The organism is Blautia sp. Marseille-P2398 (assembly GCF_964240315.1).
GTDB classification, from domain to species: Bacteria; Bacillota; Clostridia; order Lachnospirales; family Lachnospiraceae; genus Blautia_A; species Blautia_A wexlerae.
Map to the genome: position 1 here is coordinate 26,066 of NZ_CAXSTD010000003.1, position 24,556 is coordinate 50,621.

General features: G+C 38.8%; 22 protein-coding genes, 2 pseudogenes and 1 riboswitch. Of the genes and pseudogenes, 17 read left to right on the top strand and 7 right to left on the bottom strand.

The features are described 5' to 3' along the window. The first annotated feature begins 45 nt into the window (after positions 1-45). Together ACESZG_RS04470 and ACESZG_RS04475 are read left to right on the top strand one after the other, a co-directional pair. A complete protein-coding gene (locus ACESZG_RS04470) occupies positions 46-1,098 on the top strand; it encodes a GGDEF domain-containing protein (protein ID WP_161234089.1) in 1,053 nt (350 codons plus the stop codon). Positions 1,099-1,476: 378 nt separating this feature from the next. Further along, complete coding sequence (locus ACESZG_RS04475; protein ID WP_373217654.1) at positions 1,477-2,259, top strand: EFR1 family ferrodoxin; 783 nt, start codon at positions 1,477-1,479, stop codon at positions 2,257-2,259. Between the two features lie 280 nt (positions 2,260-2,539). Here the strand turns inward: ACESZG_RS04475 and ACESZG_RS04480 are convergent, their stop codons facing one another. Next, on the bottom strand, positions 2,540-2,743 hold the full coding sequence (locus ACESZG_RS04480) for a hypothetical protein (protein ID WP_020993865.1): 204 nt from the start codon (positions 2,741-2,743) through the stop codon (positions 2,540-2,542). A gap of 83 nt (positions 2,744-2,826) precedes the next feature. On the opposite strand from ACESZG_RS04480, the pseudogene ACESZG_RS04485 reads away from it, so the two are divergent. Together ACESZG_RS04485 and iadA are read left to right on the top strand one after the other, a co-directional pair. Next, a pseudogene (locus tag ACESZG_RS04485) lies at positions 2,827-2,910 on the top strand (ATP-binding protein); the annotation flags it as partial. 175 nt (positions 2,911-3,085) lie between these two features. Further along, on the top strand, positions 3,086-4,225 hold the full coding sequence (iadA, locus tag ACESZG_RS04490) for a beta-aspartyl-peptidase (RefSeq protein ID WP_008704262.1): 1,140 nt from the start codon (positions 3,086-3,088) through the stop codon (positions 4,223-4,225). Positions 4,226-4,303: 78 nt separating this feature from the next. Here iadA and ACESZG_RS04495 read toward each other — a convergent pair whose 3' ends face one another. Continuing rightward, the gene (locus ACESZG_RS04495) at positions 4,304-5,146 is read right to left on the bottom strand and encodes a MurR/RpiR family transcriptional regulator (protein WP_008704261.1); all 843 of its coding nucleotides are present in this window, start codon (positions 5,144-5,146) and stop codon (positions 4,304-4,306) included. A gap of 204 nt (positions 5,147-5,350) precedes the next feature. Between ACESZG_RS04495 and ACESZG_RS04500 the strand changes: the two genes are divergently transcribed. The 8 genes from ACESZG_RS04500 (at position 5,351) to ACESZG_RS04535 (ending at position 16,557) form a co-directional block, all read left to right on the top strand. After that, positions 5,351-5,599, top strand: a complete 249-nt coding sequence (locus ACESZG_RS04500; protein WP_118409680.1) for a hypothetical protein — start codon at positions 5,351-5,353, stop codon at positions 5,597-5,599. Then, on the top strand, positions 5,600-7,078 hold the full coding sequence (locus tag ACESZG_RS04505; RefSeq protein ID WP_118409679.1) for a sodium/pantothenate symporter: 1,479 nt from the start codon (positions 5,600-5,602) through the stop codon (positions 7,076-7,078). Between the two features lie 21 nt (positions 7,079-7,099). Next, on the top strand, positions 7,100-7,861 hold the full coding sequence (locus ACESZG_RS04510) for a creatininase family protein (RefSeq protein ID WP_008704256.1): 762 nt from the start codon (positions 7,100-7,102) through the stop codon (positions 7,859-7,861). A 293-nt stretch (positions 7,862-8,154) separates the two neighbouring features. Further along, on the top strand, positions 8,155-8,340 hold the full coding sequence (locus ACESZG_RS04515) for a hypothetical protein (RefSeq protein ID WP_020993868.1): 186 nt from the start codon (positions 8,155-8,157) through the stop codon (positions 8,338-8,340). 15 nt (positions 8,341-8,355) lie between these two features. Next, on the top strand, positions 8,356-10,041 hold the full coding sequence (locus ACESZG_RS04520; protein WP_008704253.1) for a recombinase family protein: 1,686 nt from the start codon (positions 8,356-8,358) through the stop codon (positions 10,039-10,041). 98 nt (positions 10,042-10,139) lie between these two features. Beyond that, complete coding sequence (locus ACESZG_RS04525) at positions 10,140-11,429, top strand: SANT/Myb-like DNA-binding domain-containing protein (RefSeq protein WP_008704252.1); 1,290 nt, start codon at positions 10,140-10,142, stop codon at positions 11,427-11,429. Positions 11,430-11,746: 317 nt separating this feature from the next. Beyond that, positions 11,747-15,169, top strand: a complete 3,423-nt coding sequence (locus ACESZG_RS04530) for a hypothetical protein (RefSeq protein ID WP_008704251.1) — start codon at positions 11,747-11,749, stop codon at positions 15,167-15,169. A 468-nt stretch (positions 15,170-15,637) separates the two neighbouring features. Continuing rightward, positions 15,638-15,728, top strand: a riboswitch (cyclic di-GMP riboswitch). Positions 15,729-16,410: 682 nt separating this feature from the next. Beyond that, the gene (locus ACESZG_RS04535) at positions 16,411-16,557 is read left to right on the top strand and encodes a hypothetical protein (RefSeq protein ID WP_167338145.1); all 147 of its coding nucleotides are present in this window, start codon (positions 16,411-16,413) and stop codon (positions 16,555-16,557) included. 106 nt (positions 16,558-16,663) lie between these two features. Here the strand turns inward: ACESZG_RS04535 and ACESZG_RS04540 are convergent, their stop codons facing one another. Continuing rightward, the gene (locus tag ACESZG_RS04540; RefSeq protein WP_020993869.1) at positions 16,664-17,017 is read right to left on the bottom strand and encodes a cupin domain-containing protein; all 354 of its coding nucleotides are present in this window, start codon (positions 17,015-17,017) and stop codon (positions 16,664-16,666) included. Positions 17,018-17,157: 140 nt separating this feature from the next. Here ACESZG_RS04540 and ACESZG_RS04545 point away from each other — a divergent pair, with 140 nt between their 5' ends. From ACESZG_RS04545 to ACESZG_RS04565, 5 genes are all read left to right on the top strand, one after another. Then, positions 17,158-17,490, top strand: coding sequence for a helix-turn-helix domain-containing protein (locus ACESZG_RS04545; protein ID WP_020993870.1), 333 nt, complete (start codon positions 17,158-17,160; stop codon positions 17,488-17,490). A gap of 321 nt (positions 17,491-17,811) precedes the next feature. After that, positions 17,812-18,048 (top strand): DUF6061 family protein, encoded by a 237-nt coding sequence (locus tag ACESZG_RS04550; protein WP_008400163.1) that lies wholly within the window; start codon positions 17,812-17,814, stop codon positions 18,046-18,048. Between the two features lie 464 nt (positions 18,049-18,512). Next, positions 18,513-19,187 (top strand): response regulator transcription factor, encoded by a 675-nt coding sequence (locus tag ACESZG_RS04555; protein ID WP_044944580.1) that lies wholly within the window; start codon positions 18,513-18,515, stop codon positions 19,185-19,187. Continuing rightward, on the top strand, positions 19,175-20,497 hold the full coding sequence (locus tag ACESZG_RS04560; protein WP_055156874.1) for a HAMP domain-containing sensor histidine kinase: 1,323 nt from the start codon (positions 19,175-19,177) through the stop codon (positions 20,495-20,497). The genes ACESZG_RS04555 and ACESZG_RS04560 overlap by 13 nt, the downstream gene beginning before the upstream one ends. Before the next feature lie 56 nt (positions 20,498-20,553). After that, positions 20,554-21,069, top strand: a complete 516-nt coding sequence (locus tag ACESZG_RS04565) for an immunoglobulin-like domain-containing protein (RefSeq protein WP_008400157.1) — start codon at positions 20,554-20,556, stop codon at positions 21,067-21,069. A gap of 369 nt (positions 21,070-21,438) precedes the next feature. Here the strand turns inward: ACESZG_RS04565 and ACESZG_RS04570 are convergent, their stop codons facing one another. The 4 genes and pseudogenes from ACESZG_RS04570 to ACESZG_RS04585 all read right to left on the bottom strand — a co-directional run bounded on the left by ACESZG_RS04570 (position 21,439) and on the right by ACESZG_RS04585 (position 24,490). Then, positions 21,439-22,149: a DUF6040 family protein gene (locus ACESZG_RS04570; protein ID WP_117677647.1), complete on the bottom strand. Its 711-nt coding sequence runs from the start codon at positions 22,147-22,149 to the stop codon at positions 21,439-21,441. Beyond that, a complete protein-coding gene (locus tag ACESZG_RS04575; RefSeq protein WP_026076987.1) occupies positions 22,127-23,848 on the bottom strand; it encodes a MobA/MobL family protein in 1,722 nt (573 codons plus the stop codon). The genes ACESZG_RS04570 and ACESZG_RS04575 overlap by 23 nt, the downstream gene beginning before the upstream one ends. Next, a pseudogene (locus ACESZG_RS04580) lies at positions 23,818-24,176 on the bottom strand (hypothetical protein). Before ACESZG_RS04580 ends, ACESZG_RS04575 begins: the two are co-directional and overlap by 31 nt. Then, positions 24,176-24,490 carry a relaxasome subunit MobC gene (locus ACESZG_RS04585; protein ID WP_072522126.1) on the bottom strand — a complete coding sequence of 105 codons (315 nt, stop codon included), beginning with the start codon at positions 24,488-24,490 and terminating at the stop codon, positions 24,176-24,178. Before ACESZG_RS04585 ends, ACESZG_RS04580 begins: the two are co-directional and overlap by 1 nt. Positions 24,491-24,556 lie beyond the last annotated feature (66 nt).

The window sequence follows — 24,556 nt, forward strand, 5'->3', positions numbered from 1 at the left end:
AGTTATTGAAATGAATATTATTTAAGGTTCAGGATAAATTGCAAAATGCAGACAAACAAGAAAAAAGGTAAAAATATAATAGGTATTATACAGAGTTTCCTTATATTGATATTAGTAGTTCTTATTATTTTTATGATGATTCAGATTAGTAGGCTACAGGGGACAGCACGCGTAATAAATTATGCAGGCCTAGTACGTGGAGCTACACAGCGCGAAGTAAAATTAGAAATTACAGGAAACCAAAATGAAGAATTAATTAAATATTTGGATGATATTTTTCTTGGATTAAGATATCAGGATGGACATTATGATCTGGTAAAACTCAATGACGAAGAATATCTGGAAAAATTGCAAATTCAGAGTGATTACTGGGATAAATTGAAAAAAGAGATTGAAGCAGTAAGAAACAAGGGATACGAAAATACAGACATTGTTAATATGAGTGAAATATATTTTACGATGGCAGATGAAACTGTCTCTGCCGCAGAAAGCTATTCAGAAAAGATTGCTATAAAGATTCGTACCATAGAGCTTCTGTCGGCACTTGATATGTTGAGTCTGGTGATATTGGTTATTATGCAGACTCTAAGGGCAATGCAGATGGCAATGCAAAACAGACTGCTGGAACAGAAAGCATTCATAGATGCCTATACTGGACTGCCAAATAAAAATGCCTGTAATGAGCTACTTAATAAAAAAGATATAATTACAGATCCTACAGCATGCATAATGTTTGATTTAAATAATCTAAAAACTGTAAATGATACAATGGGACATTCCGCAGGAGATCAGTTAATATTGAATTTCGCAAAGCTTTTGCGCAGTGTTATTCCAGAAAAGGATTTTGTTGGAAGATATGGCGGAGATGAGTTTATAGCAGTCATTTATCATACAAGCGAGGCGGAAATTAAGGTGATATTAAAATCATTGTACAGAGAAAAAAACAGATTAAATAGTTATGAAAATCAAATACCAATCGACTATGCCTGCGGATGGGCATTATCCTCCGATGATATGTCGGGTACAATGCAGATGTTATTGGATGAGGCAGATGCTTATATGTATAAAAATAAACAGTTATGCAAGAAATATAATTAGCTTTCAGCTCAGAGTAGATGAATCTTCTTAAATGAGTAATCGATAGAACCCTGTTGGAAAAACCAATAGAGTTTTTACTATGTTATTGTGTGATAATATCACGAAAGTCAGTTTATAATACAGTCATAAATTAAGCAAGTAAGACTCCGAAAGATTTTTGAACAATTCCGTATTGGTATGAAGATTTGTCATGAAGTTATCGCTATACTTCCGGGCTGCACCGCAGAGAAATCTGTGGTGTTTTTTGACTTTCTGTATATGGTGAGTTTGATGGAAAACAGATCAATGATACTGGAGCAGGGCTTCCGCGGATATTGAGAAAACGGAACGAATGTGATATCTTTTTATTAGGATAAAACGGCGCGAGGAGGAAATGACATGGTTGTTTATTTTTCAGGAACGGGAAACAGTAAATATGTAGCAGAGAGGATTGCCGGCAGCTTGCAGGAAAAACTGATCTGTATGAACGAACGGATCAAATCGGGTGATACCGGGTCTGTTAAGACAGGAGAGAATCTGGTAGTGGTGGTACCGACTTATGCATGGAGGATCCCGCGTGTGGTTTCTGACTGGATCGGACAGACAGAATTTGTCGGGGCGAAGAATGTCTGGTATGTGATGAGCTGCGGAAGCGGTATTGGTGGCGCAGATATATACAATCGAAAACTGAGTGAGAAAAAAGGATTAAAGCATATGGGGACGGCACAGATCATTATGCCGGAGAATTACATTGCCATGTTTAATGCTCCTGATGTGGAGAAAGCAAAGAAGATTGTTGTGGCAGCAGGTCCTGATATTGCTAAAGCTGTGTTGGCAATCAAACATGGAGAGAAGCTTCCATCAAAAAGTGGCTTCGGTGCATCTTTTGAGAGTGGTCTGGTGAATGATATCTTCTATGCGGCATTTGTAAAAGCAAAGGCATTTTATGCAGATCAGACCTGTACCGGATGCGGCAAATGTGTAAAAGTCTGTCCGTTAAACAATGTGACAATGAAAAATAAGAAACCTGTATGGGAAAAGCATTGTACGCATTGTATGGCCTGCATCTGCTATTGTCCGGCTGAGGCAATCGAATATGGCAGGAAGAGTGTTGGAAAGCCCAGATATTGTTTTGAGAATCTGGGGCTTGAGAAATATGACTATAGCAATCCTCTAAAATAATGCATCTTAATCCAGTCCATCAGAGTGTGAAATCTGCGTCAGATATTTTTGCCTTGCGTCAGCACGCCTGCAGATATCTTCCTTGTCTTTCGCACTCTGCTGAACTGTCTTAAATGCATTATTTACGAGGATTGCTATAGACGGTCGTAAATTGTAGGCAAGATATGGAACATAAAAAAGTATCTGATAAGGGGGTATTAGATCATGTCTGCTTATCAGATACTTTGTTTATGCTTCTGGCTGTGTTCGTGTCATCAGTTGATTAGTTTGATATTTACGATCAATTCTCGAAAAATGTGACAGTAAAACCATCAGTTCCTATAGTTACGTCAGAAATAGTATCATTATCCCAGAGAGCATCCGTAATGACCGACTTTAAGGCTTCGTCCAGAATAAGATTAAATTCTTCTTCGATAAGTGAGAATGGAACCAATTTCTGGACTTCTGCACATTCCAGAATAAAATTAAGTATTTTTTCTTCCATGATAAATCCTCCTCGTAAAATTCCATACAGCATATATTACAATAGACAAAGCAATCTGTCCACCTTAGATTTTATTTTTGATAATTCATTATGGTACGATACAGGTGGCGGTATATGACAACCGATTAGAAATTACTTCTCCAGGAAAGCTGCCAATGGGACAAACATTCATATCGGATGTACCTTGATGGTGGAAATATATAGCTAATTATTCAGAACTTTCATAGACAAAACGGATTCCATCGTATATACTTTGAGTAGAAACGAAAAAAGAAAAGTAACTGTTCATGATAGTTTGGAGTATCTGCGTAATGAACAGCTACGGGAAAAAGGGGAACAGTTATGTTATTGGTAAAGAATGCAGAGATTTACGCACCGGAATATCTCGGTAAAAAGGATCTTTTGATTTGCGGGGGAAAGATTGAATGTATACAGGATTCCATCAGAGAATTGCCTGTGGAGTGCGAGGTGCTGGATGCAGAGGGCAAGATTCTTACTCCCGGATTTTTAGATCAACATGTACATATCACCGGAGGCGGTGGAGAGGGAAGCTTTCATACGCGGACACCGGAATTACAGATGTCAGAACTGGTAGAGAACGGTATCACAACAGTGGTGGGACTTCTGGGTACGGATGGTATCACCAGGAGTGTGGACAATCTTTATGCGAAGACCCGGGTACTCTGTGAGGAGGGCGTGAGTGCTTATATGCTCACAGGTGCTTACGGATATCCCAGCCCGACTATCACAGGTGAAACAGACAGGGACATCGTATTCGTGAATGAGATTTTGGGTGTGAAGCTGGCGATATCTGATCACCGGGCACCTAATGTGACTGGTGATCAGTTGGTTCAGATTGCAAGTAAAGCTCGTGTGGCGGGAATGCTCAGTGGAAAGCCAGGCATTGTGGTGCTTCACATGGGAGATGACAAAGATGGTCTTGCGCCGGTATTCCGGGCATTGGAGGTGAGTTCTGTTCCTGTACGGATTTTCCGTCCCACTCATGTCAACCGGAATGAAAAGTTGCTGGAAGAGGGCTACGAATTTCTGAAGCGGGGAGGTTATATTGATCTGACCTGCGGTATGCACACTTCACCGGGAGAATGTGTTCTGGAGGCTAAAAAGCGGGGACTGCCCACAGAGCATATCACAATGAGCTCTGACGGACACGGAAGCTGGTCTAATTATGCTGAGGACGGCAGCCTTCTGGAGATAGGTGTATCTGGTGTGGATGCACTTTATAAAGAGTTGAAATATATGGTACAGGTTCTGGGAATGACTCTGGAGGAAGCACTGCCTTATATGACCTGTCAGGTGGCAGAGGGGCTGGATTTACTGGGAATCAAGGGAACTGTGGCAGAGGGGGCCGATGCGGATCTGTTGCTGTTTGATCAGGATCTGACGCTGGATACTTATGTAGCCAGGGGAAAGATCTTTATGAAGCATGGAGAGGTGATTCGAAAAGGCACCTATGAGAAGTAAAAAGAAAATAAAAACGAAACCGGATATATGGCTTTCTGTTGGAAACCTGTATATCCGGTTTTGTTTTTGGGCTAAAAATCAGGATGGCAAAGTGTCGATAAAAATCTGCCGTTCAGATGGTGATACACTATCGATGACAAGACAGGATGCCAGAATATTGAGCATAGCCATAGGTGCAGTCATAGAGTTATAAAACAGCTTCGTAGATGTGGGACAGAGAAGCAATAGTGTGCTGTGCGCAGCTGCCGGTGAAGTATCACTGTCTGTGATGGTCAGAATCGGTACCCCTGATTTAGCTGCTTTTTTAGCAATATTTCCAATCGGAAAATAATAGCGGGGGAAAGAGAAAAAGATTACCAGGTCACCATCCGTCAGCTGTTGGATAATCTTCTGGGTGACTTCCAGATCCGATAAATCAATCAACGCAGAATTCAAGTACAGAATTTCCAAACGGCTCTGTAAAAATTTGCCGGGAACCAGAGAAATATCATGGGCAAAGATGTAGATACGGGTGCTTTTCCGGATTTCATCAGAAGCCTTTATGACAGATTCCAGATTGATGTTGGTAATAAAATCAGAGAAAACTGCGGCCTCTGTATTGCAGATTTCATGAAGCATTTGTTCCCGCTCGGTGTCTTCGCCTGAGGTACGCTCTGGCAGAAAAAAGGAAGAAGAGGAGGCCTGCTTAATCATTTTTTGGGTATAGTCCCGAAACTGCTCCTTTAAGTCCAGAAAGTTGGAGTACCCCAGTTTTTGACAAAAACGAAGCAAAGTCAGCTCGGAGGTACCGGTCTGATGGCTTAGCTGTGCCAGTGTAATGTAGCTGATTTCCTCCGGATTAGCAATTAGATAATCTGCGATTGTTTTCTGCTTTTTTGTCAGGGCAGGATAAAGTTTTTGAAGATGCTCTAAAATATCCATAGATATTACACGATGTCCTTTCTTTGCATGGCGCATGCAATGTTTTATATTTTTTTTATAAAAATATAAGTAAAAACTTTACAAATTTATTATAGCATGTATAATGGAAAATATAAAGTAAAGTATATACTTAACAAAAAATCGAAAGAAAATCATAGTATATATTACATGATTTTCTTTCGAAAGCAAAGGAGGAAAAAGGTTATGAAGAAACTTTTTGAGAAACACTTCGAACGGACATGGTTGATTATTTTTCTGGTTATGTTTGTATTCATTATGATTCCGTTCCCGTTTTTCTACAGCGAGACGTATATTCCCGCATTTGGTGGTGTTCCGCTTTATATATTCGGATGGATTGTTCACACTGCCATTACATTTGCGCTGATTATTATCTATTACCGCATGTGTATGAAGAGAAAAGAATATCACACTTATGATGAGGAGGACAAATAAATGAATGGAGCAGCAGTAATTCAGCCATCACCAATTCCTTTCTATACAGTGTTAGTACTTTATCTTGGAATTATGGCATTTATTGGTTGGTATGCAGGACGTAAGACGAATAGCATTGGCGATTTCTTTGTATTGAGCGGAAAGGCTGGTGTATTAGTAAGTGGTATTGCATATTTCTCCACCCAGTTTTCTATGGGAACCTTTCTTGGTACACCGGGAACCATTTACGGCGTAGGCTATGCAGGAATGGCTATCTCTGTACCTGGAGCTGTGTTCTGTATGATTCTTCCGGCTCTTCTTATTGGCCGTAAGCTGATTACTCTTGGTCATAAATATGGTTTCCTGACCATGGCCGATTACCTGACAGACCGTTATCACTCCAAGAAGATGAGCGGTGTTTTGGGCGTAATGATGCTCTTCTTCCTGGTTCCGATGATGGGCGCACAGATTATCGGAGCAGGCGTTATTGTACATGTATTTACCGGACTGCCTGAATGGGTAGGTGTTGTGGGAATGGGTATTATCGTTATTCTCTACTGTATGAGCGGTGGTATGAAAGGTGCCATGATGACGGATGTTATCCAGGGATCTCTGATGATTGCTACTGCAGTGGTTACATTTATTGTATCTGTAGTAATGGGTGGAGGTTTCTCTAACATTAACCATACACTTCAGAGTATGAATGAGGCTTATCTGACCTTCCCGGGTGCTAACGGTTATATGCCTTGGACTTATTATGTATCCAACATTGTGCTATGGTCGTTCTTTACCATGGGACAGCCTCACCTGTTTACCAAGTTCTTTGCCATGAAGGATCATAAGACCATGTTCAAAGCAATTCTTCTTGGTACTGCAGGTATGTTTTTCTCTGCAACTCTGATTGAGTGGGCCGGTGTAAATGGTATTGCTTCCATTCAGAATATTGAGAAGGCAGATCAGATTATTCCTATGATTCTGCAGAGAGGCATGAATCCTTTCCTGGCTTCCATTTTCATCGCAGGTATTGTGGCAGCAGGTATGTCCACAATCGATGGTATTCTGGTAACGACTACCGGTGCTGTTACCCGTGATATTTATCAGAAGATTATCAATAAGGATGCTACAGATGAGAATGTTATGAAGTTGTCCAAGGTAGTAACTGTAATCATCGGTATCATCGTAATTTGCTTTGGTGTATTCCAGCCAGGCAGTATTTTTGAAATTAACCTGTTTGCATTTTCAGGAATGGCAATTTTTGTAGTGCCGATTCTGTTTGGAATTTACTGGAAGAAAGCAACAGCGAAGGGAGCAATCGCATCGGTTATAGTAGGTATTATTTCACTGTTGCTCTTTACACTGAATCCGTCTGTCAAGGCGTTAGCTATGGGATTCCATGCACTGTTTCCAACTACGATCATTGCTTCTATTGTAATGATTGTAGTAAGTAAATTTACAAAAACTCCGCCGCAGGAGACTATTGATCGTCATTTTACAGTATAAAAGTTAGGAGGCGTATTTAAAATGTATCTTGCAAAAATGACTACAGCACAAGCAAAAGAGGCTTTTGAGAAGGATCCGATTATTGTGATTCCGGTGGGAAGCACCGAGCAGCACGGAACACAGGGTGCGTTGGGAACGGACTTTATGGTACCGTCCTATCTGGCGGATCATGTGGAGGATGTAGATAACGTAATCGTAGCACCTACTGTTCCATACGGTGTATGTCCTTATCACTTAAGCTTTGAGGGAAGTATTAATATTGGTTATGAGGGACTGTATATGGTTCTGCATGGCATTATGGACTCTTTGATGCAGCATGGCGCAAAACGTTTTGTAGTTCTGAATGGCCATGGCGGCAATACTCCATCCATTGATCGGGCGGCTCTGGAGGTATATCACAAAGGGGGCGTATGTGCAAGTGTAGACTGGTGGAGTCTGGTGGCTCAGCTGGACAAGAAATTTGATGGCGGCCATGGTGATGTTCTGGAGACCTCAGCTATGATGGCAATTGCTCCGGAATCAGTACATCTGGAGCTCAGCAAGCCTATCAATGCGCAGGATCCTTCTGAGAATATGAAAGCGGCTTATATCCAGGCAGTTAATTTCAAGGGTGGTATCGTACGTCTTGTGAGAGATACCAAAGAAATTGCTCCAAGCGGCTGGTTTGGACCTTTTGATCCGAAAGATTCTTCCGCAGAACTTGGACAGGAGGCCCTTGATTTGGCAGTATCCTATATCCGTGATTTTCTGGAAGAAATGAAGCAGATAGAACTGTCTTCCTGATATATATCTGAAGGGATGGGGGTGTCGTAAAATCATCAAATTAGATGATTGAGCGATGCCCTCGCTTTATATGTGTAAAAAACCGGAAAGAATCTTTTGAACTGTTAGATCTTTCTGGTTTTTTACGTACTTTAAGCAGTTAGTCTATGAAAAATAGGTTAGCTGCTTTTTTTTCGCCTCAAAAACAGTTATTTTTGAATCAGTTATAATTATTTTATAAAATTCATCATATTACCGCTGGATAGTTCTATGCCAAATTGCACATTATAACATACAGAACAGGAGGAATGCTTATGACATTGGAACAGGTTGTACTGACAATGATTAATGACAAAATGCTTGATAATGGACAGATTTCCGAAAAACTGCACAGCAGTATCCAGAAAGACATTATAACCTTGAGTACATTCAATACAGCAGTCGCGAAGAATGGAGAACAGATGGACAGTTCAGATGAATATTGCCAGCGAATCAGTTGATTGGAAAGGAATAAGATGGATATTTATGCAACACGTGAGGAACTGAAATCCCGGCAGAAAAATATATTTGATCTGAAACTGAATGTGGCGTATTATGCCCGAGTCAGTACGGATAAGGAGGAACAGAAAACCTCTATTGAGCATCAGTGGACTTTTTTTGAACAACTGATTTCAGACGTAAAGAATTGGACGCTTGTGGATGGTTATATAGACGAAGGAATCTCCGGTATTACCGTAACCCACAGAGAGGAATTCCAGAGAATGCTCCAGGATGCAAAAGCCGGGAAAATTGATCTTATCATAACTAAAGAGATTACCCGTTTTGCCCGAAACGTATTAGACAGTATACGATATACAAGAGAGCTTCTGGACTGTGGAACTGCTGTCTGGTTTAGGAATGACAATATCAATACATTAGATGAGGATTCGGAACTCAGGCTGTCAATTATGTCCGGTATTGCACAGGAAGAAAGCAGAAAACTTTCAAGTCGTGTGCGTTTCGGTCATGCAAGATCCATACAGAACGGTGTGGTTCTTGGTAATTCACATATATATGGATGGGACAAGCGAAACGGAAAATTGTTTTTGAATCCCGAAGAGGCAAAAATGGTACAGCTTATTTTTGAAAAATATGCTCTGGGAAACTGGTCTACCCATTCACTGGAACAATTTTTATGGGAATGTGGATACAGAAATTATAAAGGGGGAAAGATTGACAGCCATGTGATTGCCAATATTATCCGAAATCCTAAATATAAGGGTTACTATGTTGGTGGAAAAGTAAAAATAGTTGATCTCTTTACTAAGAAACAGAAATTCCTGCCTGAAGATGAATGGGTGATGTATAAAGACGATGGTACCCATGTCCCTGCAATTGTGGATGAAAAACTGTGGGAAGATGCAAACAGGATTATGGAAGAAAGAAGTAAAAATATCAAGTTGAAAAAAACTTCCTATAAGCAGGACAACCTTTTTACCGGACTTATACATTGTGCGGAAGATAAAGCTGCATACTGGCTGAAAGTCAGAACTGTCCGCGGAAAAGCTGCAAAGACCTGGGTATGCAGTCATCGCATAAAACAGGGCGCAGTTTCCTGCAGATCAAAACCGGTAAAAGAAGAAATCCTGCTGGAGATGATATCGGATGTTTATAACAATCTGGCTCAAAGCAATAAAAGTATATTGCATAAGTATCTGGAACTTTATGAGAAAGAGATTAACAAAACAGAAGGAACTGAAGAAAAAATTGACAACATACAGCATGAAATAACAGTACTGGAACAGAAGAGAGATAAGCTGCTGGATTACAATATGGGCGGCTACATTTCTGATGCGGAATTTTTAAGCAGAAACAAGGTTTTTACACAGCAGATAGCAGAGAAAAAAGCGAATCTGGAACAATTGAAAAGCATGAAACCTCTTTCAAAAACAGAATTGACAGATCAGATGGACAGGATATTAGACTATGCAAAGGAATATTCCTGCGTAAAACCCAAAGATATCACCAGGGCCATGATTGAAAACACAATCAATAATATAGAAATAACTCCGGTTAATGAAAAGAAAGCAGAAGTGATGATCGTATTTAAAAGTGGAAGTCTGCACAGCCCTGAATCTGTTATTCCGGCACTGGGACAGGAAAAAACTTATACTACGGAGACAGGGTATGAATATGTTGTACATTCAGGAATTTCTATGTAGATATTGCATTCACATATGGAATTCTTTTGCGAAGGTTACGAAAAGTAAGAAGTAGTGAATATTTCAGTTTGAAATAATATATAAAACAGGTGTAAGACATGGCAAATACGAAAAAAAGATGGACAGCCGATGAAATCGAAATATTAAGAAAGTACTATCCCGCAGAAGGAGATCAGGTCTGTGAAAGATTATCCGGAAGAACTGCAAAAAGCTGCAGGATCCAGGCATCAAAAATGGAAATATCCAAAAACATTTCCTCTTCAGCAACTGTACAGAATGATGTTAAATATGTCAGATTATGGACAGAGGCAGAGGATAAAATACTCAGAGAGTATTATGCTGCGGAGGGCAGTAAGGTACGTTATCGCTTAAATCAGAGATCAGCAGAATCCTGCAGAGGAAGAGCTGCTGCATTAGGACTTACTTATTCCGGGGCAAACAGAAAATGGAGCAGCAGCGAAGATGAAATTCTGAGAAATTATTATCCGACAGAAGGTGCTGAAGTTCAGAAAAGACTGGAGGGAAGATCCAAAGAGGCATGTAATAAAAGAGCTGCCAAATTAGGTCTTTGCATACAGGGAAGAAAAGAATGGACTGCAGAAGAAGATGAAATTATAAGAACATATTACAAAGCGGAAGGCAGGAAGGCAGCAGAACGATTGGAAGGGAGAACTCTGACTGCCTGTCAGTCCAGAGCTAAGTACTTAAATGTCAGATCAGACAATAACAGACTTCCATGGACACAGGAAGAGGATGCGATCATTTCCCGATATTATGAAGAAAAAGGTGCCGGATATGTGCATACTCTTATTCCTGAAAGATCTCTTCAGGCATGCAAATACAGAGCGATGATTCTGGGATTAAGCAGGAAAACCAATGATCCATGGACAAAAGCCGAAGAGAAGATACTGAAGAAATACTACCCGGTTGAGGGCAGCAATGTTTATAAACGTCTGAATAACCGTACCAGAAATGCTTGCATCAGCAAGGCGGCCCAATTACATCTGCAATATGGACTTCCTATGTATAAAGGACCTGTATTGGATGAATGGATCATACTGGCAGTGAAACAGGGAATCACAAAAGTAAGACAATCTATGACATACAGTGAGATAACCTTTAAACCCGGAAAACTCCCTGAACTGCATCTGAGACTGGAATGTGATGAAACCGGAAAATTCAGGGTTTATGAGAAGTCTGTTCTTTTGGATGAAAAAGAATATGACAGGCAACGGGTTGAGAATCTCGCGGATACAATGGGGCTTCAGATAGAAGGAAACAAAATTACTTTAAACAGCAGCGAAAAAGAGATAGAAGATGATATTTTCAGACTGATAGCAGGATGTTACCTGATTTATTACCTGCATTATTTTATGGAATTGCCATAATTGCTCTATTCTGTCTTATCTTGCTGTGAAATGATAAAAATTTGTCAACAGGATACTGCTTGATTTATGAGATACTTTCTCAACAGATGCAGAATAATTCTCTTGCATTTTCACGCAGGTTAGAATATACTAACCAACAGAGTTAACCAAAGCAAACTATTGCGTGATTTGATCATTTAAACTTCCACTGAAGAACTGAGATGAATCGGAGGATTTTATCCGCTTCATCTGAAATGAGATGATACACAGATAGCTTCAAGTCAGGGACGAAATATCTTTTGCCCCTGATATCATATTACAGGAGGATAAAGAAACAGATGAAGAAAAGAATGGCAATTCTGATGTCTATGGCAATTGCGGCAAACATGATTGCTTCTGTACCGGTATGTGCAGCAGACATATTTACAGATTCAATGACTACGGATTCAGCGATCACACAGGAGGCAGATGATGATTCCTTTAGTGATGGATTGGGAACACCGGATTTTGCGGATGAGCAGGAGAATGTACAGGCGGCTCAGGATGAGGGTACACAAAGTGCGAAAGAACCGCCGGAGGTGATAGCAGAATATGAAAGTGGTTCTTTTGCGAATGTTTGTAAACTAAAAACTTCTCTTAACTCAAGGTATGTTGAGCAAATTACAGGAATATCTATTAATGGAACAGAGTGGAATGAAGTAACTTATTCGTGGGATCTTACAGGAACAACATATATTAAAAAAGACTCAGACGGTTATGTTGGACTATCTCCAGATAGACTTGAAGTGGGTAATGAGATTGTAATCACCAGTACCGGATACAAGGATCTTACTTTAAAGGTAACAGGAACCGGAAAACACTGGAACGTTGAAAAAGTAACTTCACAGTCTGAACCTGAACAGACCAAAGATGCGCCAACATTTGCGGGAGATCAAGTGGAAATTTCAGGTACAGACTACAAGATCATTAAACCAGCTGATGAAAATAATGTTTCTGATTATATCAGTAAAATCAAAGAAATATCTGTAGATGGGACAGTATGGGATAAAACAGATTATGCAATAGCATTATATGGCAGAAAAGCATATTGTCCAGACAGCAGTAATAATCGTGTTGTATTTGATTCAACTGTACTTCATACTGGAAATGTCATTACAATAAAAAGTGATGGATATAAAGAACTTTATCTTAAGGTAACTGCAGAAGGAAATGACTTCAAAGTTGTTACAGCTGATTCTGGTGAAACTAATATTAACGGTGCATCTAACGGAGTGAACACTCTTCATGTCAGATTAAAAGGATACTTCGAAAGCGCTGTTACAGGGCAGCAGAAATACGATGCAGTTTCAGGGGCATCCACTTCTGTTTCATCCAACAAAAACAGTAATGTAGTTGTGGAAGCAGCTGATCTTCCGGATGGGCAGGAACCTGTTGAAGCTGACTGGAAGGAGTTAAAAGAAACAGGTGTAAAAATTGACACAAAGAATACAAAGGTAAACATTGACAGTGAAAGTGGGATGGCAGGGATGTATTCCACATATGACAGTTCTCTGTCTCTCAGCGGAACTCCTGCTAAAATCGGTACATATCCTGTCAATGTTACAGTAACTGATGAATCAGGGCGTACAGTAACAAGTAATGAGCTTACTTTCAAGGTTTACAGTACTAAGGAAAAACTGGCAGATCATCTGAAGCTTGAAAATGCAACCAAGACTGCAGATGGAAAATACATGTATGATATGGATCCATGGGTAATTCCTGATTTTAATGATACAGATGATATTGTAACAGTCCCGGCAGAGATTAAAGCCTGGTATGGCTCTCACACCAGCGGTACATATGGAGAACTGGGATATGCTGTTTCAGAGGGAGAAGCTACAACCCAGACATTGATCATACCGGCTGGATGTGATCTTACAATGGTCAATATGAAGGTTCTCAGCAGTGTGAAGATAAAAGTAGAAAATGGCGGAACATTGAATCTGAGAGATTCTTCCATATATGGACAGATTGAAGTAGAAAATGGTGGAACAATATCTGTCAATCACGATGATTATAGCGGAAAATTCCTGACAGGTACTTCCATTAATGGACAGCTGATTCTGAATGATGGAGCGACCATAAGGAATTCCATGATCTACTCCAACACTAATTTCCTTCCCAATGGAACACAGGCACGTCACAATACATCACCTGTTGTTGTGATAAGCGGAAATGTAAAGGTAGAAGGAAAAGTATATATCAAAGGTGATGAAGCTGCCACAGGAACAGATCCTGCCACAGGAAAAAGCTACAGCGGACAGCCAGCCTTGAAAGTCAGCAGCGGAACACTTACTATTGGCGAGGGCAGCCAGCTTGCAGCATACGGCGGAGGAAACATAGCAACTACTTCAGTTGGCGGTGCAGCGGTGATTCTTGACAACGGAACGATTTCCGGAGCAGGAACGTTGATTGCTGTTGCAGGACGAGGAGATGGTGATAACGGTGGCAATGCAGTTGAGGGCACCGGAAATGTAGAAATAGCAAAAGCATATCTGGAGGGAGGTTCTACTTCCGTTATGAACAAAAATGCGGAACCAGGTAAAGCATATACTGAATCTGTCACTATATCTCATTCTACAAAAGGAACAGCGGTAAATGGTAAAAAAATAACTTCCAACAGTGAATCTGCTCCGGATACATATTGGAGTGACATTACAGAAACACCGGATAATAAAATTCAGAACTGTACTATATCAGATACCACAATCATACAGACAGTAAATCCAACACCATCAGTAAATCCAACACCGTCAGTAAATCCAACACCGTCGGTAAACCCGTCACCGTCGGTAAATCCGTCACCGTCGGTAAATCCATCACCATCGGTGAATCCAACAGTAACGCCGGTACCAACTGTCGCTCCGATACCGGATACTTACCCGGAGGGAACTGAGAAAGATAAAAATGGAAATCTTGTTACACCGGAAGGAATCGTGATCAGCTCAGACGGAACTGTAACACTTCCGGATGGCACGGAGCTGACACCTGATGCAGATGGTAAAAAGCCAACTGTAAATAAGGATGAAACTGTAACCGATACCAAAGGAAATACCTACAGTACAGACGGAAGTATCACAGATTCAGACGGAAATTATACCAGACCTGCAAAAGCAGTTATAAAGAATGTATCTGTTTCCAAAAACTCCGTAAAAATGGTGCTGAATGAAGAGTGTAAGGGTGCTCTGAAATATGATTATGTGATCGGTACCTCTGAGGATATGCTCAAAACAGGACAGTATACAAAGGTCCTGAAAAATCAGGAAGAACTGAAGTCTGCGTTTGCATATATGGATAAGGGAACCTGGTATGTGGCGTGCCACGCATGGTTTAAAGGTGAAGATGGCAAAAAAGTATTTGGACAGTGGTCTGAAATCCATCAAGTAGATGTAAGTACCATTACGCCACAGACACCTGTGATCAGTAAAGTAACTGTGAAAGGTTCCACAGTGACAGTAAAATATACGAAGAGCAAAAACTCTCAGGGATATGATGTGGTTCTCAGTGACACCCTTACCAGAACTAACGGACAGAAACGCCCTGCTGTTTCAGGAGAGAATTATTACGTAAAGAAGATAAAAGGAAATACAGTAACTGTTACATTTAAGAATGTTAAATCAGGCACTTATTATATTGGTTTACATGCATGGAACCGTACTTCTGAGGATAATTCAAAAACATTCAGCGAATGGTCAAATGTCAGAAAAGTTAAAATGAAATAAAAAATTGTGAATAATGGTTGAGTAAATCAGAGGGGATACCGGCAATGCATATTATACATTGCAGTATCCCCTCTGATTTGTCAGGAATGTTGCAGAGATTTCGCTTTTAAGAAAAAAGATACCAGTTTTACTAACAGTTTATGTGGAAAACTGGAAAGAACCATACGGAATAAAAAGTGTGTATTGGAACCGTTACTGTTCAGGGGTTCACTGGACAGTAACTTTCCATGTTTATAGATTCGATTTTATTATAGGCGGTATGAAAGAGGGTATGTTGGAAATGGCGAATGGGCATTTTTTCCGCGGGATTAGAAAAATAAACAGCAGGTCCTCACCCACTGCTTATTGCTTTTCGCAATCTCCACAGGGGAGTTACTTGATTCGGTTAAAATATATGTAAATTTTCCACCAAAATATTATTGACGTAAGAAAAACCACATGGTATTTTATTTTTGGAAAAAATGAACATTATTTTAAAGGCAAACCTGTTGAAAGGCAGGGACGCAAAGCCAGAAGGGACTAAAGTCAGAAAGTTTGACCATGTCAGCCGGTTGCCACTGTTTCCATATCATCATAATATATGGAAAAGATATTTGAACAGAAGAGATTCCGATACCTTTTATACTATATAGATGTGTGATTAAAAAAATATAGTAGGGACACTGGCAGATTTTGGCAGGTGTCCTTTTTGTATGCAAAAATGGGTAACAAAACTAGTGTACCAACAAGTTGATTTCTAGAACAATCTTGCGTCTAAATTTCTTATTTCCGCGTTGTCGTCGGTCGCCGTAGCCACCGCTACGCCTCCTTCCTCCGTCTTGAAATAAAAAAATTTATCCTGCAAGATTGTTTCAAGAATCAACTTGTCGGTACACTAGCACTAAGCACTGACTATAACGGTCAGTGTTTCTTTTTTGATTTCATAAAAAATCGTCTGACATTCTTCAAAGTCACCACGTGTGCTTAGTAGGAAAATAAATTTTTCTGCGAAAGTACCGTCCAAAGATAAGGTCAATGCTATTTTAGATATCGAGAACTGGGAAAAAGTAGAGAATATAGATAAAAACATCAATCCTATATACACCTTAGAATTATATTATGATACTACGAAACGTATTATTGTTTATATTGAAGCGAATGTTACTATGAGGAGCCGTATGCGGGAAAGCCGCACGTACGGATCTGTGAGGGGCTAAGATTGAGAGGTCTTAGTCTACTCGACTGTAACGAAGGTATTTGCGATGAAAGGAATTAAGATTGAGTTATTGGGGATTACAATAATACCTTTAGGAATTGCTGTGACAACAAATAATTTTTGGGGATATGTCCTAGGTGTTCTTGGATTTGGCGTCGCTGTAGTTGGCTGTTTTCTAAAAGATAATCACTGATAACTTCTTGTTTGAAAAATTGAGAAAACGTAATATTGAACAAAAAAGAAATGCACAGTTCTTAGCTTATCGTGAACTGTGCATTTTTGTAAATAAATACTTTTAATTAGCCGATTACGGCATCCTCTGCTGTAAAATGTTCCAGAGAGTTTTCTTTTACCTGAATGCAGATATAAGTAATTCCAGAAATATCGGATGCAAAAAACTGACGCTTTGCAGTAGGTGCGATTTTTAGCCAGTCTCCAGTTGAAAGGCTAATTTCTTCTCCATCAATTATGGCTTTGCCGTTACCTGAAAGAATTCCATAGATTTCTTCATTTTCTTTATGAGAATGAACAAATGGGACATTTGCTCCTGCAGGTAGTTCGTTTAAACTGATTTCTGCACCTGTTAAAGACAACTTTTCATGCAGCTCAATTCGGTTTTCCTTTCCAATAGTTGTTTTTGTGTAATTTGCCATAATAACCTCCATAGTTAATTTGTAGTTTCTGGTTGCTTGGTATTAGTATAGTGTGAGACACATACAAAAACAAGTACGCACTTTTTTGTAACTGTACACTCAAAAATGAATGTGTTACAATAGACTCGGAGGTGAGAATTATGCGAGCAAAAGAAGAATTACCGGAATGCCCAGTTGCAACAGCAGTATCTCTTATCGGAGGAAAATGGAAACTGCTGATTTTGCGTAACTTAAAAGAGCGTCCATGGAGATTCAATGAGCTACAACGAAGTATAGATGGTATTTCACAAAAGGTTTTGACAGATAGTTTAAGACAAATGATGAGTGATGGGCTGGCATATCGCCACGATTACCATGAGCAGCCACCGAAAGTTGAATACGGCTTAACGGAACTCGGAACAAAAATGCTTCCAATTGTTAATTCACTTGCTGACTTTGGTAACTACTATAAATCAATTATTGAACAGAATTAAGGACGTTAGTATTTGAAAAGCTTGAACAATTCCAGTTGATATTTCACTTATTTTAGGAAATTTAATAACTGTTATATTTGATTATCAAATTCCTCACAAACCCTTGAAAATACTAAGTTTGTAGCAAGTGAACTTTCCCTTACTCTTTCCCTTGTATTATATTCTCTCATTGGTTTTCATGAACCTTAATATGGGAAAAATTAAGGGAAAGAAAAATTCGTACATAGTATAACATATAACAATAACGACATGGTGAACTGAATGAAATGTTTTCGATATTTAACTCTGTAAATGATTATTAAAAAATGGAGATAAGATACAATGAGAACAATTTATGCAGAATACAACATAAACCACGATAGTATTGATGTTTACACAAGTGCCGGATATATGCTTCGCATTAATTGTTGGGAAGCTGAAAAAAATTTAAAAACCACATATGGATCAGAATGTGCGCTTACTTCATTGGCTGTGGATGAGCCTTTGGAATATGCAAGATTATATCTTGATGGCAATTTACAGATGTGGGTGGATGCAGAAGATTCACTTGAATTATAGGCAATTTAAACAAAAGTTTATATCTGATTTTCGATTATCCATATGAACACTTTACTTTCAAGCATTTTGAGAAATATAGAAAAACGCTAATTTTACCACTAATAAATGAGCCTTGATATGACACTAAAAACAATATGGGAGATAGCACAATATCTGTGTATCTCCCGTTTTTCATTTTTGTAATATAATTACTTCACTCTAATTTTTATATTTTCTTATTTTTCAATAATCATAGGACTTATTTCTAAATCTGCCATAGACTGCTTTGTTTGGTATGGCTTTCGGGATATGATTACACACATCATAGTGTGGATAGTAATAGAGCATAAAACATGTAGAGTAAGGTTGCTACAACTCATATTGCCATATATAATAACTAATGACATCGAAAATTAAAGAAATTGATTAGAAATAGATTTTTGTTTGATAATCTTAAATCAGATATTCACAATGGAGGCATATTTATGGCGCAGAGTATTTTAATTGTAGACGATGAAAAAGAAATTGTATCAATGCTGTATTGCTATTTCAGCAAACTTGGATATACGGTATATACTGCAACAGCAGGAAATGCTGCATTAAAAGAAGTAGAAAAAAAACCTGACATTATTTTGTTAGATGTCAATATGCCAGATATAGATGGATTTACTGTTTGCGAAAGGATACGGGATTATGTTTCATGCCCTATAATTTTTTTAACAGCACGCATTGAAGATAGTGATAAAATAAAAGGATTTTCTATTGGCGCAGACGACTATGTAATAAAACCATTTTCTGTTGATGAATTAGAAGCTCGCATTGCAGCACATCTTCGCAGAGAAAAAAGACACAATATATCTTCAAAGGTGCAATTTGATGAAGATATGGTTATAGATTATTCCTCACGTATTGTGTTTTATCATAATAAGGATATGGCTTTTACCAAAAAGGAATTTGATATAATATCTTTCCTTTCGCAAAACAAAGGAATTGTTTTTGACCGGGAAACTATTTATGAAAAAGTTTGGGGATTAGACGGCATTGGTGATAATACAGTTGTTACAGAACATATCAGACGTATTAGGGCAAAATTTTTATCTTTAGGCGATAGACCTTACATTGAAACTGTTTGGGGGTGCGGATATAGATGGAAAAATTAAAGAGAAGCAGATTGTTCAATCGGTTAAATAGCATGAGTATTAGAATGACCTTTGTTCTTTATGCTTTGTTTTCGTTGTTGATTGGAATAATTATTTGTATACTTTTAATTTCAATGGTTGACAGATACAGAATAAATTTAAACTATAAGTATGAAAATCTGTCAACGAGGTATGATATACCGGAAAATGGCTCATTTACCGCCACTTATAGTAATGACCAAACAAAATACACAATATTTGACACGAAAGGAAACGAGATATGCAAGTTCAATGTTGATTATCAAAAAGAACGCCCAGTACACGAATATGTCTATCCGAACCATGTTTCATATATCGAAGTTTTACCTAATTTTACAAACCGGGATAGGCTTATTGACAGTGCTTTAGGTTCATTAAATATTGCAATTATTCCTATCGTATTATCTATTAGTATGATATGTTGTGTAACATTTTTTTATAAAAAAAAATTATCGAAACCTATTAAGCTATTAACTAATGCGTATCATAAAATTGAAGCAAATGACTTAGATTTTACGTTATCATATCCATTAAATGATGAAATGGGGAAACTTTGTCATGCCTTTGAAAAAATGAAAGACTGTTTGTCGAAAAATAATGAAACTATGTTTCGACAATTTGCTGAACAGCGCCGTCTAAATGCTGCTTTTTCGCATGACTTACGCACTCCTTTGACTTTACTAAAGGGTCATGCTACTATGCTGCTTTCCTTTATTCCCAAAGGCTTAGTATCACAACAAGAAATATTAGATGAAATATCAGTAATGTCAAAAAATATTTCACGTCTTGAAAAATATGTAAATGCTATGACGAACTTATACAGGTTAGAGGATATTGATATTCCACGACAACAGATTACATTTCATTCACTTATTGATAATTTTAATAACACAGCAGAAGCACTTTGTTATGACAAACATTTTTCAATTACTACAAGCGGTAATAATATAACCTTGTTTATCAATTTAGATACAGTCATGCAGATTTATGAAAACTTACTCTCTAATAGTATTAGATACGCAAAAAGTGATATTGCTATTAGCGTAGTAATAGAGAATGATAATTTAGTTATATCTGTTTCAGACGATGGTTGCGGGTTTAAAAATATTGATATTGAAAAGGCGACATTACCATTTTATAAATCATCGAAAGATATAGCTACTGAACATTTGGGGTTAGGGCTGAATATTAGTAAGATTTTAAGTGAAAGACATGGCGGAAATATCCAAATTGCTAATAATAAAGCAGGGGGAGCATGTGTTACAGTGAAAATAAATTGCAATGAAAGTTGATTGAAAATAGACATTTTATTGCTATTATAAATTTAAAAGAAAGGAGATAAGGACAAATGAAAAAAATAATATGTATGTTTCTAACCTTATTGTTATTGGTGTGTATTGTTGGGTGTAGTCAAGCAAAGGACAGTGATAATCATGTAGTACAAGATTATTCCGAAGAATATGAGGTTTCTCCTTATGGAAGTGAAGAAGCGCTTGACACTTTGGGCGATTTGAAGATTTCAATGAGTACAGAAAAGGATTTAGACTTAAAGCACCTTTCATTTCTAATAGAAAATACTTCTGATAAAGAATACCAATATTCACCAGATTATTTTGAAATAGAAGCTGAACAATCCGGCACTTGGTATCAACTTAAACAGCTTGATGACCCCTCAAAGAGCAATGAAAAGGATTGCTTTATTAAGCCTAACGAACGATTAACATTAGAAATTGATGTTAAAAGTTTTTATGGAGAATTGCCTGCTGGACACTATCGTTTGATTAAACAATTTGCGTTCTTTGAAAGTGAAAGAGATTGGGATTACGATACATATAATTTATCTTGCGAATTTACGATAAGGTAAAAATTCTCTACTTCATAAGCATGAAAAAAAACCGCTTATGAAGTAGAAAGTTCTCATGCCATTTTAACGGCGGTTTTGAAATAACAATCAAAACCGCCGTTTTCTTTTGTAAAAATGAGAATACGGAGGGTGTGTTAAAGTCGCCCTTTTTCAAGGATACGGTGGTATCAAGGAGGTATTGCCATGTCCTTTTTTATGTACCATGTGGAGCATATTTATGTCTAGGAAGAAATACAGTAAAGCATTCAAACTAAGGCTTTTAAAAAAGCATAATGAAACAGGCATATCCTACTAGAAATTGGAAAAGGATAATATAATAGTAGGGGACGATGTTTTATCCCCTGCTATTATACGTTTTTTAGCATGTTTTCACCAATATTGCTTGGTACCTAACCGATTTTTCAAATAACATCTGATTCCAAGATATACTCCCTGAGAAAGTACGAAAAGCAATAGAAGATTTACGGAAAGTGCTTTTTTAATTGCTTCTCCAAAATAAATGATGACAGCAGTACTTGTCAGTATCATCAGTAGAGTAATAACATCCCAACAGTTTTTCTTATATAATTCTATAACCTTTATTTCTATCAGTATCGCCAGTATCCCTGTCCCTGCCACACATATTCCGACAACCAATATCAGAAATAACCAATATACCATTCCGGCTATAAAAGGATTTGGAATTTTTGTGCTAATCTGTGCCACAGATTGCCCGGCATCAATTGTCCAACCGATAAAAGTTTGTAGGAATGACGCTGCATCATGGAAGAATGATTTACAATCGGAAAGGAACACATTGGACTGTACTGCCTGAAAAAGAGTGGTTGTCAGCGAATACCATGCAAGAAGGAACAAGGTTGTTTGGAACATTACCGTTTTTGCTTTATACTGTCCGGCAAGTCGCTCTTTTTGTGTTCCGTATTTCGCTTTTGCATTCTGATAGGCTGTCCGGTCACAGGATTCACATTTTTCATAGAGTACCGGCTTTTCTACCGGTATCTCTACGATTTTCTGATGTGTCCGGGCATAATCCCGTTGTTGTGTTAAACAGCGTATTTTATTTTGATATTCCCCGATCATGACGTTTGCGCTTCGCAGCTTCTCTTTCTCGTTCCGCAATGCTCTGTCTGCCAGCTTCAAGTCGTTCTTTAATGCTTGAATATTCCCGGCTCTGTTCTCTTTGTTTAATTTCTCGTTCAAGATCAGAGATTCGTTGAGCTGCGTCTTCAGTTCCACGATAAGCTGGTCTTTCTGTTCCAGTTCTTCTTGTATCTCCTCGGTCAGGAGCAGAAGCTCTTCCAACTGTTCGGCGTTCTTTAATTCTCTGGATTCGTTCATCTATATCACGTCCTTTCTCTATCTGCTGTTCCAGTTCAGCAATTCGGTGTTCTGTTTCAGTAATAAACTGTTTTCGCTGTTCAGCTTCTGTGCCAATTTCTGCCATTGCTGATTTTCGTTTTCCAAAAGTTCTATCTTCGTTTTCTGTTCTTCCATCTTGGAAAGCAGTTCCTCGGTATTTGGCAAAATGTTGAGCAGCCCGGATAACTCGTTGTTTAATTTTTGCAATTTCTGATTCTGTTCCTGCATAAGAGAGAGTTGGGTGTCCCGGTTCTGCATTTCCAGAATCATTTCTGCCATTAAGGTCTGCTGTTCTTCGATTTGCCCAATCATGGATTCCATTAAGGGTATAATTTCCCGGCTTTCTTCTAATGTCATTTAATCGCTCCTTCCATAATGATAATGCACCCGATACTTTCCCAAAGGTGTCCAGTATCTTTTGCAATAACGTGTTTTGTTGTTTTATGATTTGATTTTCCGCTACTTTCCACGAACCTTTTATTTCCTGCCCGGCAAGAAACTTTTGTTCAATCTTTCTTGCGTCAGCGCCTTCATGGATGGTAGGAATCTGGAGTTTTCCCTGTTTTTCATAAGAACGGTGATCGACCTGATTCTGCAAAGGCAGATGTTCATTACATACCTTTGCCCATTCACTCCGCCATAGTTCACAGTTTTTTGGATTGTTCCATCCAGTAGCATCGGTCAGCACCCGTTTCCATTGCAAGCGGTTTCTTGCACCAATCTTCTGGATTCCGTTTTCGTCTAATACAGGGATACGGATTCCATGACGGTCAGGGTTTTTCTTATCCTGCCACCAGTTCGGATGGGATTCATCAATCACGATATTTCCGTTTTTATCTCTGACAAATTCCCAATCCTTGACTTCTTTCTTTCCCCAAGAATGATCCGGGTTAAAAGGGCGCATAGTCAGAAGCAGATGGACATGAGGATTGCCATCCCCTTTGTCGTGGATACTCCAATCAGCGCACATTCCTTTATCCACAAATGTTTTTTGGATATAGTCGGCTGTATATTGAATCTGTTCTTGTCTGCTCCATTCTTTTGGAAGGGCAAATTCAAATGACCTGCCAAGTTGGGCATCCGCACTTTTTTCAATCTTCAATACCTCATTCCATAACCTCTGTTTTTGAAATGTGATTTTAAATTTTTTTATAGCAGCTTCTTTATCTTCTGACCTTTTGTATCGGACAGACTTTTGAAAGCGTTTTATATTTTCCTCTGGTACTATCTGCCATTCAGAAGGTGCGTTTTCGCACATCATCAGACTGGTGTAGACCACTTCTTTTTTAGAAGTGTAATAACTGATACTCCCGGTTTCTTCGTTTTTCATCACATCCCCATTGAGATATGCAGAAGCGGAGATAACAGATTTTCCTTTACTTCGTCCGACTATTTTGATTGTGTAATGAAAAATCGCCATGTCTGGATTCCTCCTTTCTGCACATCCGGCATAGATTTCCGGCAACATTGCTTTCAATTTTAGAAAAAGCAGCATTGCCGGAACGCCCTCTGCGTAAGAGTGCCCTGCGCATAGCAGTCTGCATGGAATGCGCCCCTCTGGCGAAGAGTGCCTCCTGCGGCATGAGCAGGTCTGGCTGAAAGCCCCGCCGACGGAACGAGCCCGGCAAGCGTGAGCGCAGACCGGTTGCCACTTGTGGCAAACTTATTGGGACGACCTCTGGTTGTCCATAAGTGCGCCCTTCATGAAAAAGCAATGAAGGGAATGAAAAACTCATCCCCTCCGCCATTACACTTCCTCCATATCGGTATTGGCTTCTTTCTGCATTGCCTTTGAGAAAAACTTCCCATTGGCTTCCTGCCTTTTCAGAAAACCAATCAGCTTTGGGATGTCTTCCTCCTCAATAGGTGCACCAAGAACGGATTCCACTGCACCGCCAATCTGACAGAGCCTATGGGTTCGTTTTTTACTTTCTTCGGCTTTCTTTCGTTTCAGAAGTTCTTTCTTCTGTGTTGCATATCTTTTCGCCTTTTCAAGGCTTTCCTGTTCCTTCTTTTCCATTTCAAGCATTCGTTCTTCATAACTTTTTGTTGATTTTGCCATGATTACATTCCCCTTTCTTTTGCAAACATAAGTTCTCGGTTGCGTATCAGAAGAAGCACATGGTAT

Excerpts from the sequence above, each read along its gene's own strand:
- ACESZG_RS04470 (WP_161234089.1), top strand. The coding sequence starts at position 46 with ATGCAGACAAACAAGAAAAAAGGTAAAAATATAATAGGTATTATACAG.
- ACESZG_RS04475 (WP_373217654.1), top strand. The coding sequence starts at position 1,477 with ATGGTTGTTTATTTTTCAGGAACGGGAAACAGTAAATATGTAGCAGAG.
- ACESZG_RS04480 (WP_020993865.1), bottom strand. The coding sequence starts at position 2,743 with ATGGAAGAAAAAATACTTAATTTTATTCTGGAATGTGCAGAAGTCCAG.
- iadA (WP_008704262.1), top strand. The coding sequence starts at position 3,086 with ATGTTATTGGTAAAGAATGCAGAGATTTACGCACCGGAATATCTCGGT.
- ACESZG_RS04495 (WP_008704261.1), bottom strand. The coding sequence starts at position 5,146 with ATGGATATTTTAGAGCATCTTCAAAAACTTTATCCTGCCCTGACAAAA.
- ACESZG_RS04500 (WP_118409680.1), top strand. The coding sequence starts at position 5,351 with ATGAAGAAACTTTTTGAGAAACACTTCGAACGGACATGGTTGATTATT.
- ACESZG_RS04505 (WP_118409679.1), top strand. The coding sequence starts at position 5,600 with ATGAATGGAGCAGCAGTAATTCAGCCATCACCAATTCCTTTCTATACA.
- ACESZG_RS04510 (WP_008704256.1), top strand. The coding sequence starts at position 7,100 with ATGTATCTTGCAAAAATGACTACAGCACAAGCAAAAGAGGCTTTTGAG.
- ACESZG_RS04515 (WP_020993868.1), top strand. The coding sequence starts at position 8,155 with ATGACATTGGAACAGGTTGTACTGACAATGATTAATGACAAAATGCTT.
- ACESZG_RS04520 (WP_008704253.1), top strand. The coding sequence starts at position 8,356 with ATGGATATTTATGCAACACGTGAGGAACTGAAATCCCGGCAGAAAAAT.
- ACESZG_RS04525 (WP_008704252.1), top strand. The coding sequence starts at position 10,140 with ATGGCAAATACGAAAAAAAGATGGACAGCCGATGAAATCGAAATATTA.
- ACESZG_RS04530 (WP_008704251.1), top strand. The coding sequence starts at position 11,747 with ATGAAGAAAAGAATGGCAATTCTGATGTCTATGGCAATTGCGGCAAAC.
- ACESZG_RS04535 (WP_167338145.1), top strand. The coding sequence starts at position 16,411 with ATGAAAGGAATTAAGATTGAGTTATTGGGGATTACAATAATACCTTTA.
- ACESZG_RS04540 (WP_020993869.1), bottom strand. The coding sequence starts at position 17,017 with ATGGCAAATTACACAAAAACAACTATTGGAAAGGAAAACCGAATTGAG.
- ACESZG_RS04545 (WP_020993870.1), top strand. The coding sequence starts at position 17,158 with ATGCGAGCAAAAGAAGAATTACCGGAATGCCCAGTTGCAACAGCAGTA.
- ACESZG_RS04550 (WP_008400163.1), top strand. The coding sequence starts at position 17,812 with ATGAGAACAATTTATGCAGAATACAACATAAACCACGATAGTATTGAT.
- ACESZG_RS04555 (WP_044944580.1), top strand. The coding sequence starts at position 18,513 with ATGGCGCAGAGTATTTTAATTGTAGACGATGAAAAAGAAATTGTATCA.
- ACESZG_RS04560 (WP_055156874.1), top strand. The coding sequence starts at position 19,175 with ATGGAAAAATTAAAGAGAAGCAGATTGTTCAATCGGTTAAATAGCATG.
- ACESZG_RS04565 (WP_008400157.1), top strand. The coding sequence starts at position 20,554 with ATGAAAAAAATAATATGTATGTTTCTAACCTTATTGTTATTGGTGTGT.
- ACESZG_RS04570 (WP_117677647.1), bottom strand. The coding sequence starts at position 22,149 with ATGATCGGGGAATATCAAAATAAAATACGCTGTTTAACACAACAACGG.
- ACESZG_RS04575 (WP_026076987.1), bottom strand. The coding sequence starts at position 23,848 with ATGGCGATTTTTCATTACACAATCAAAATAGTCGGACGAAGTAAAGGA.
- ACESZG_RS04585 (WP_072522126.1), bottom strand. The coding sequence starts at position 24,490 with ATGGCAAAATCAACAAAAAGTTATGAAGAACGAATGCTTGAAATGGAA.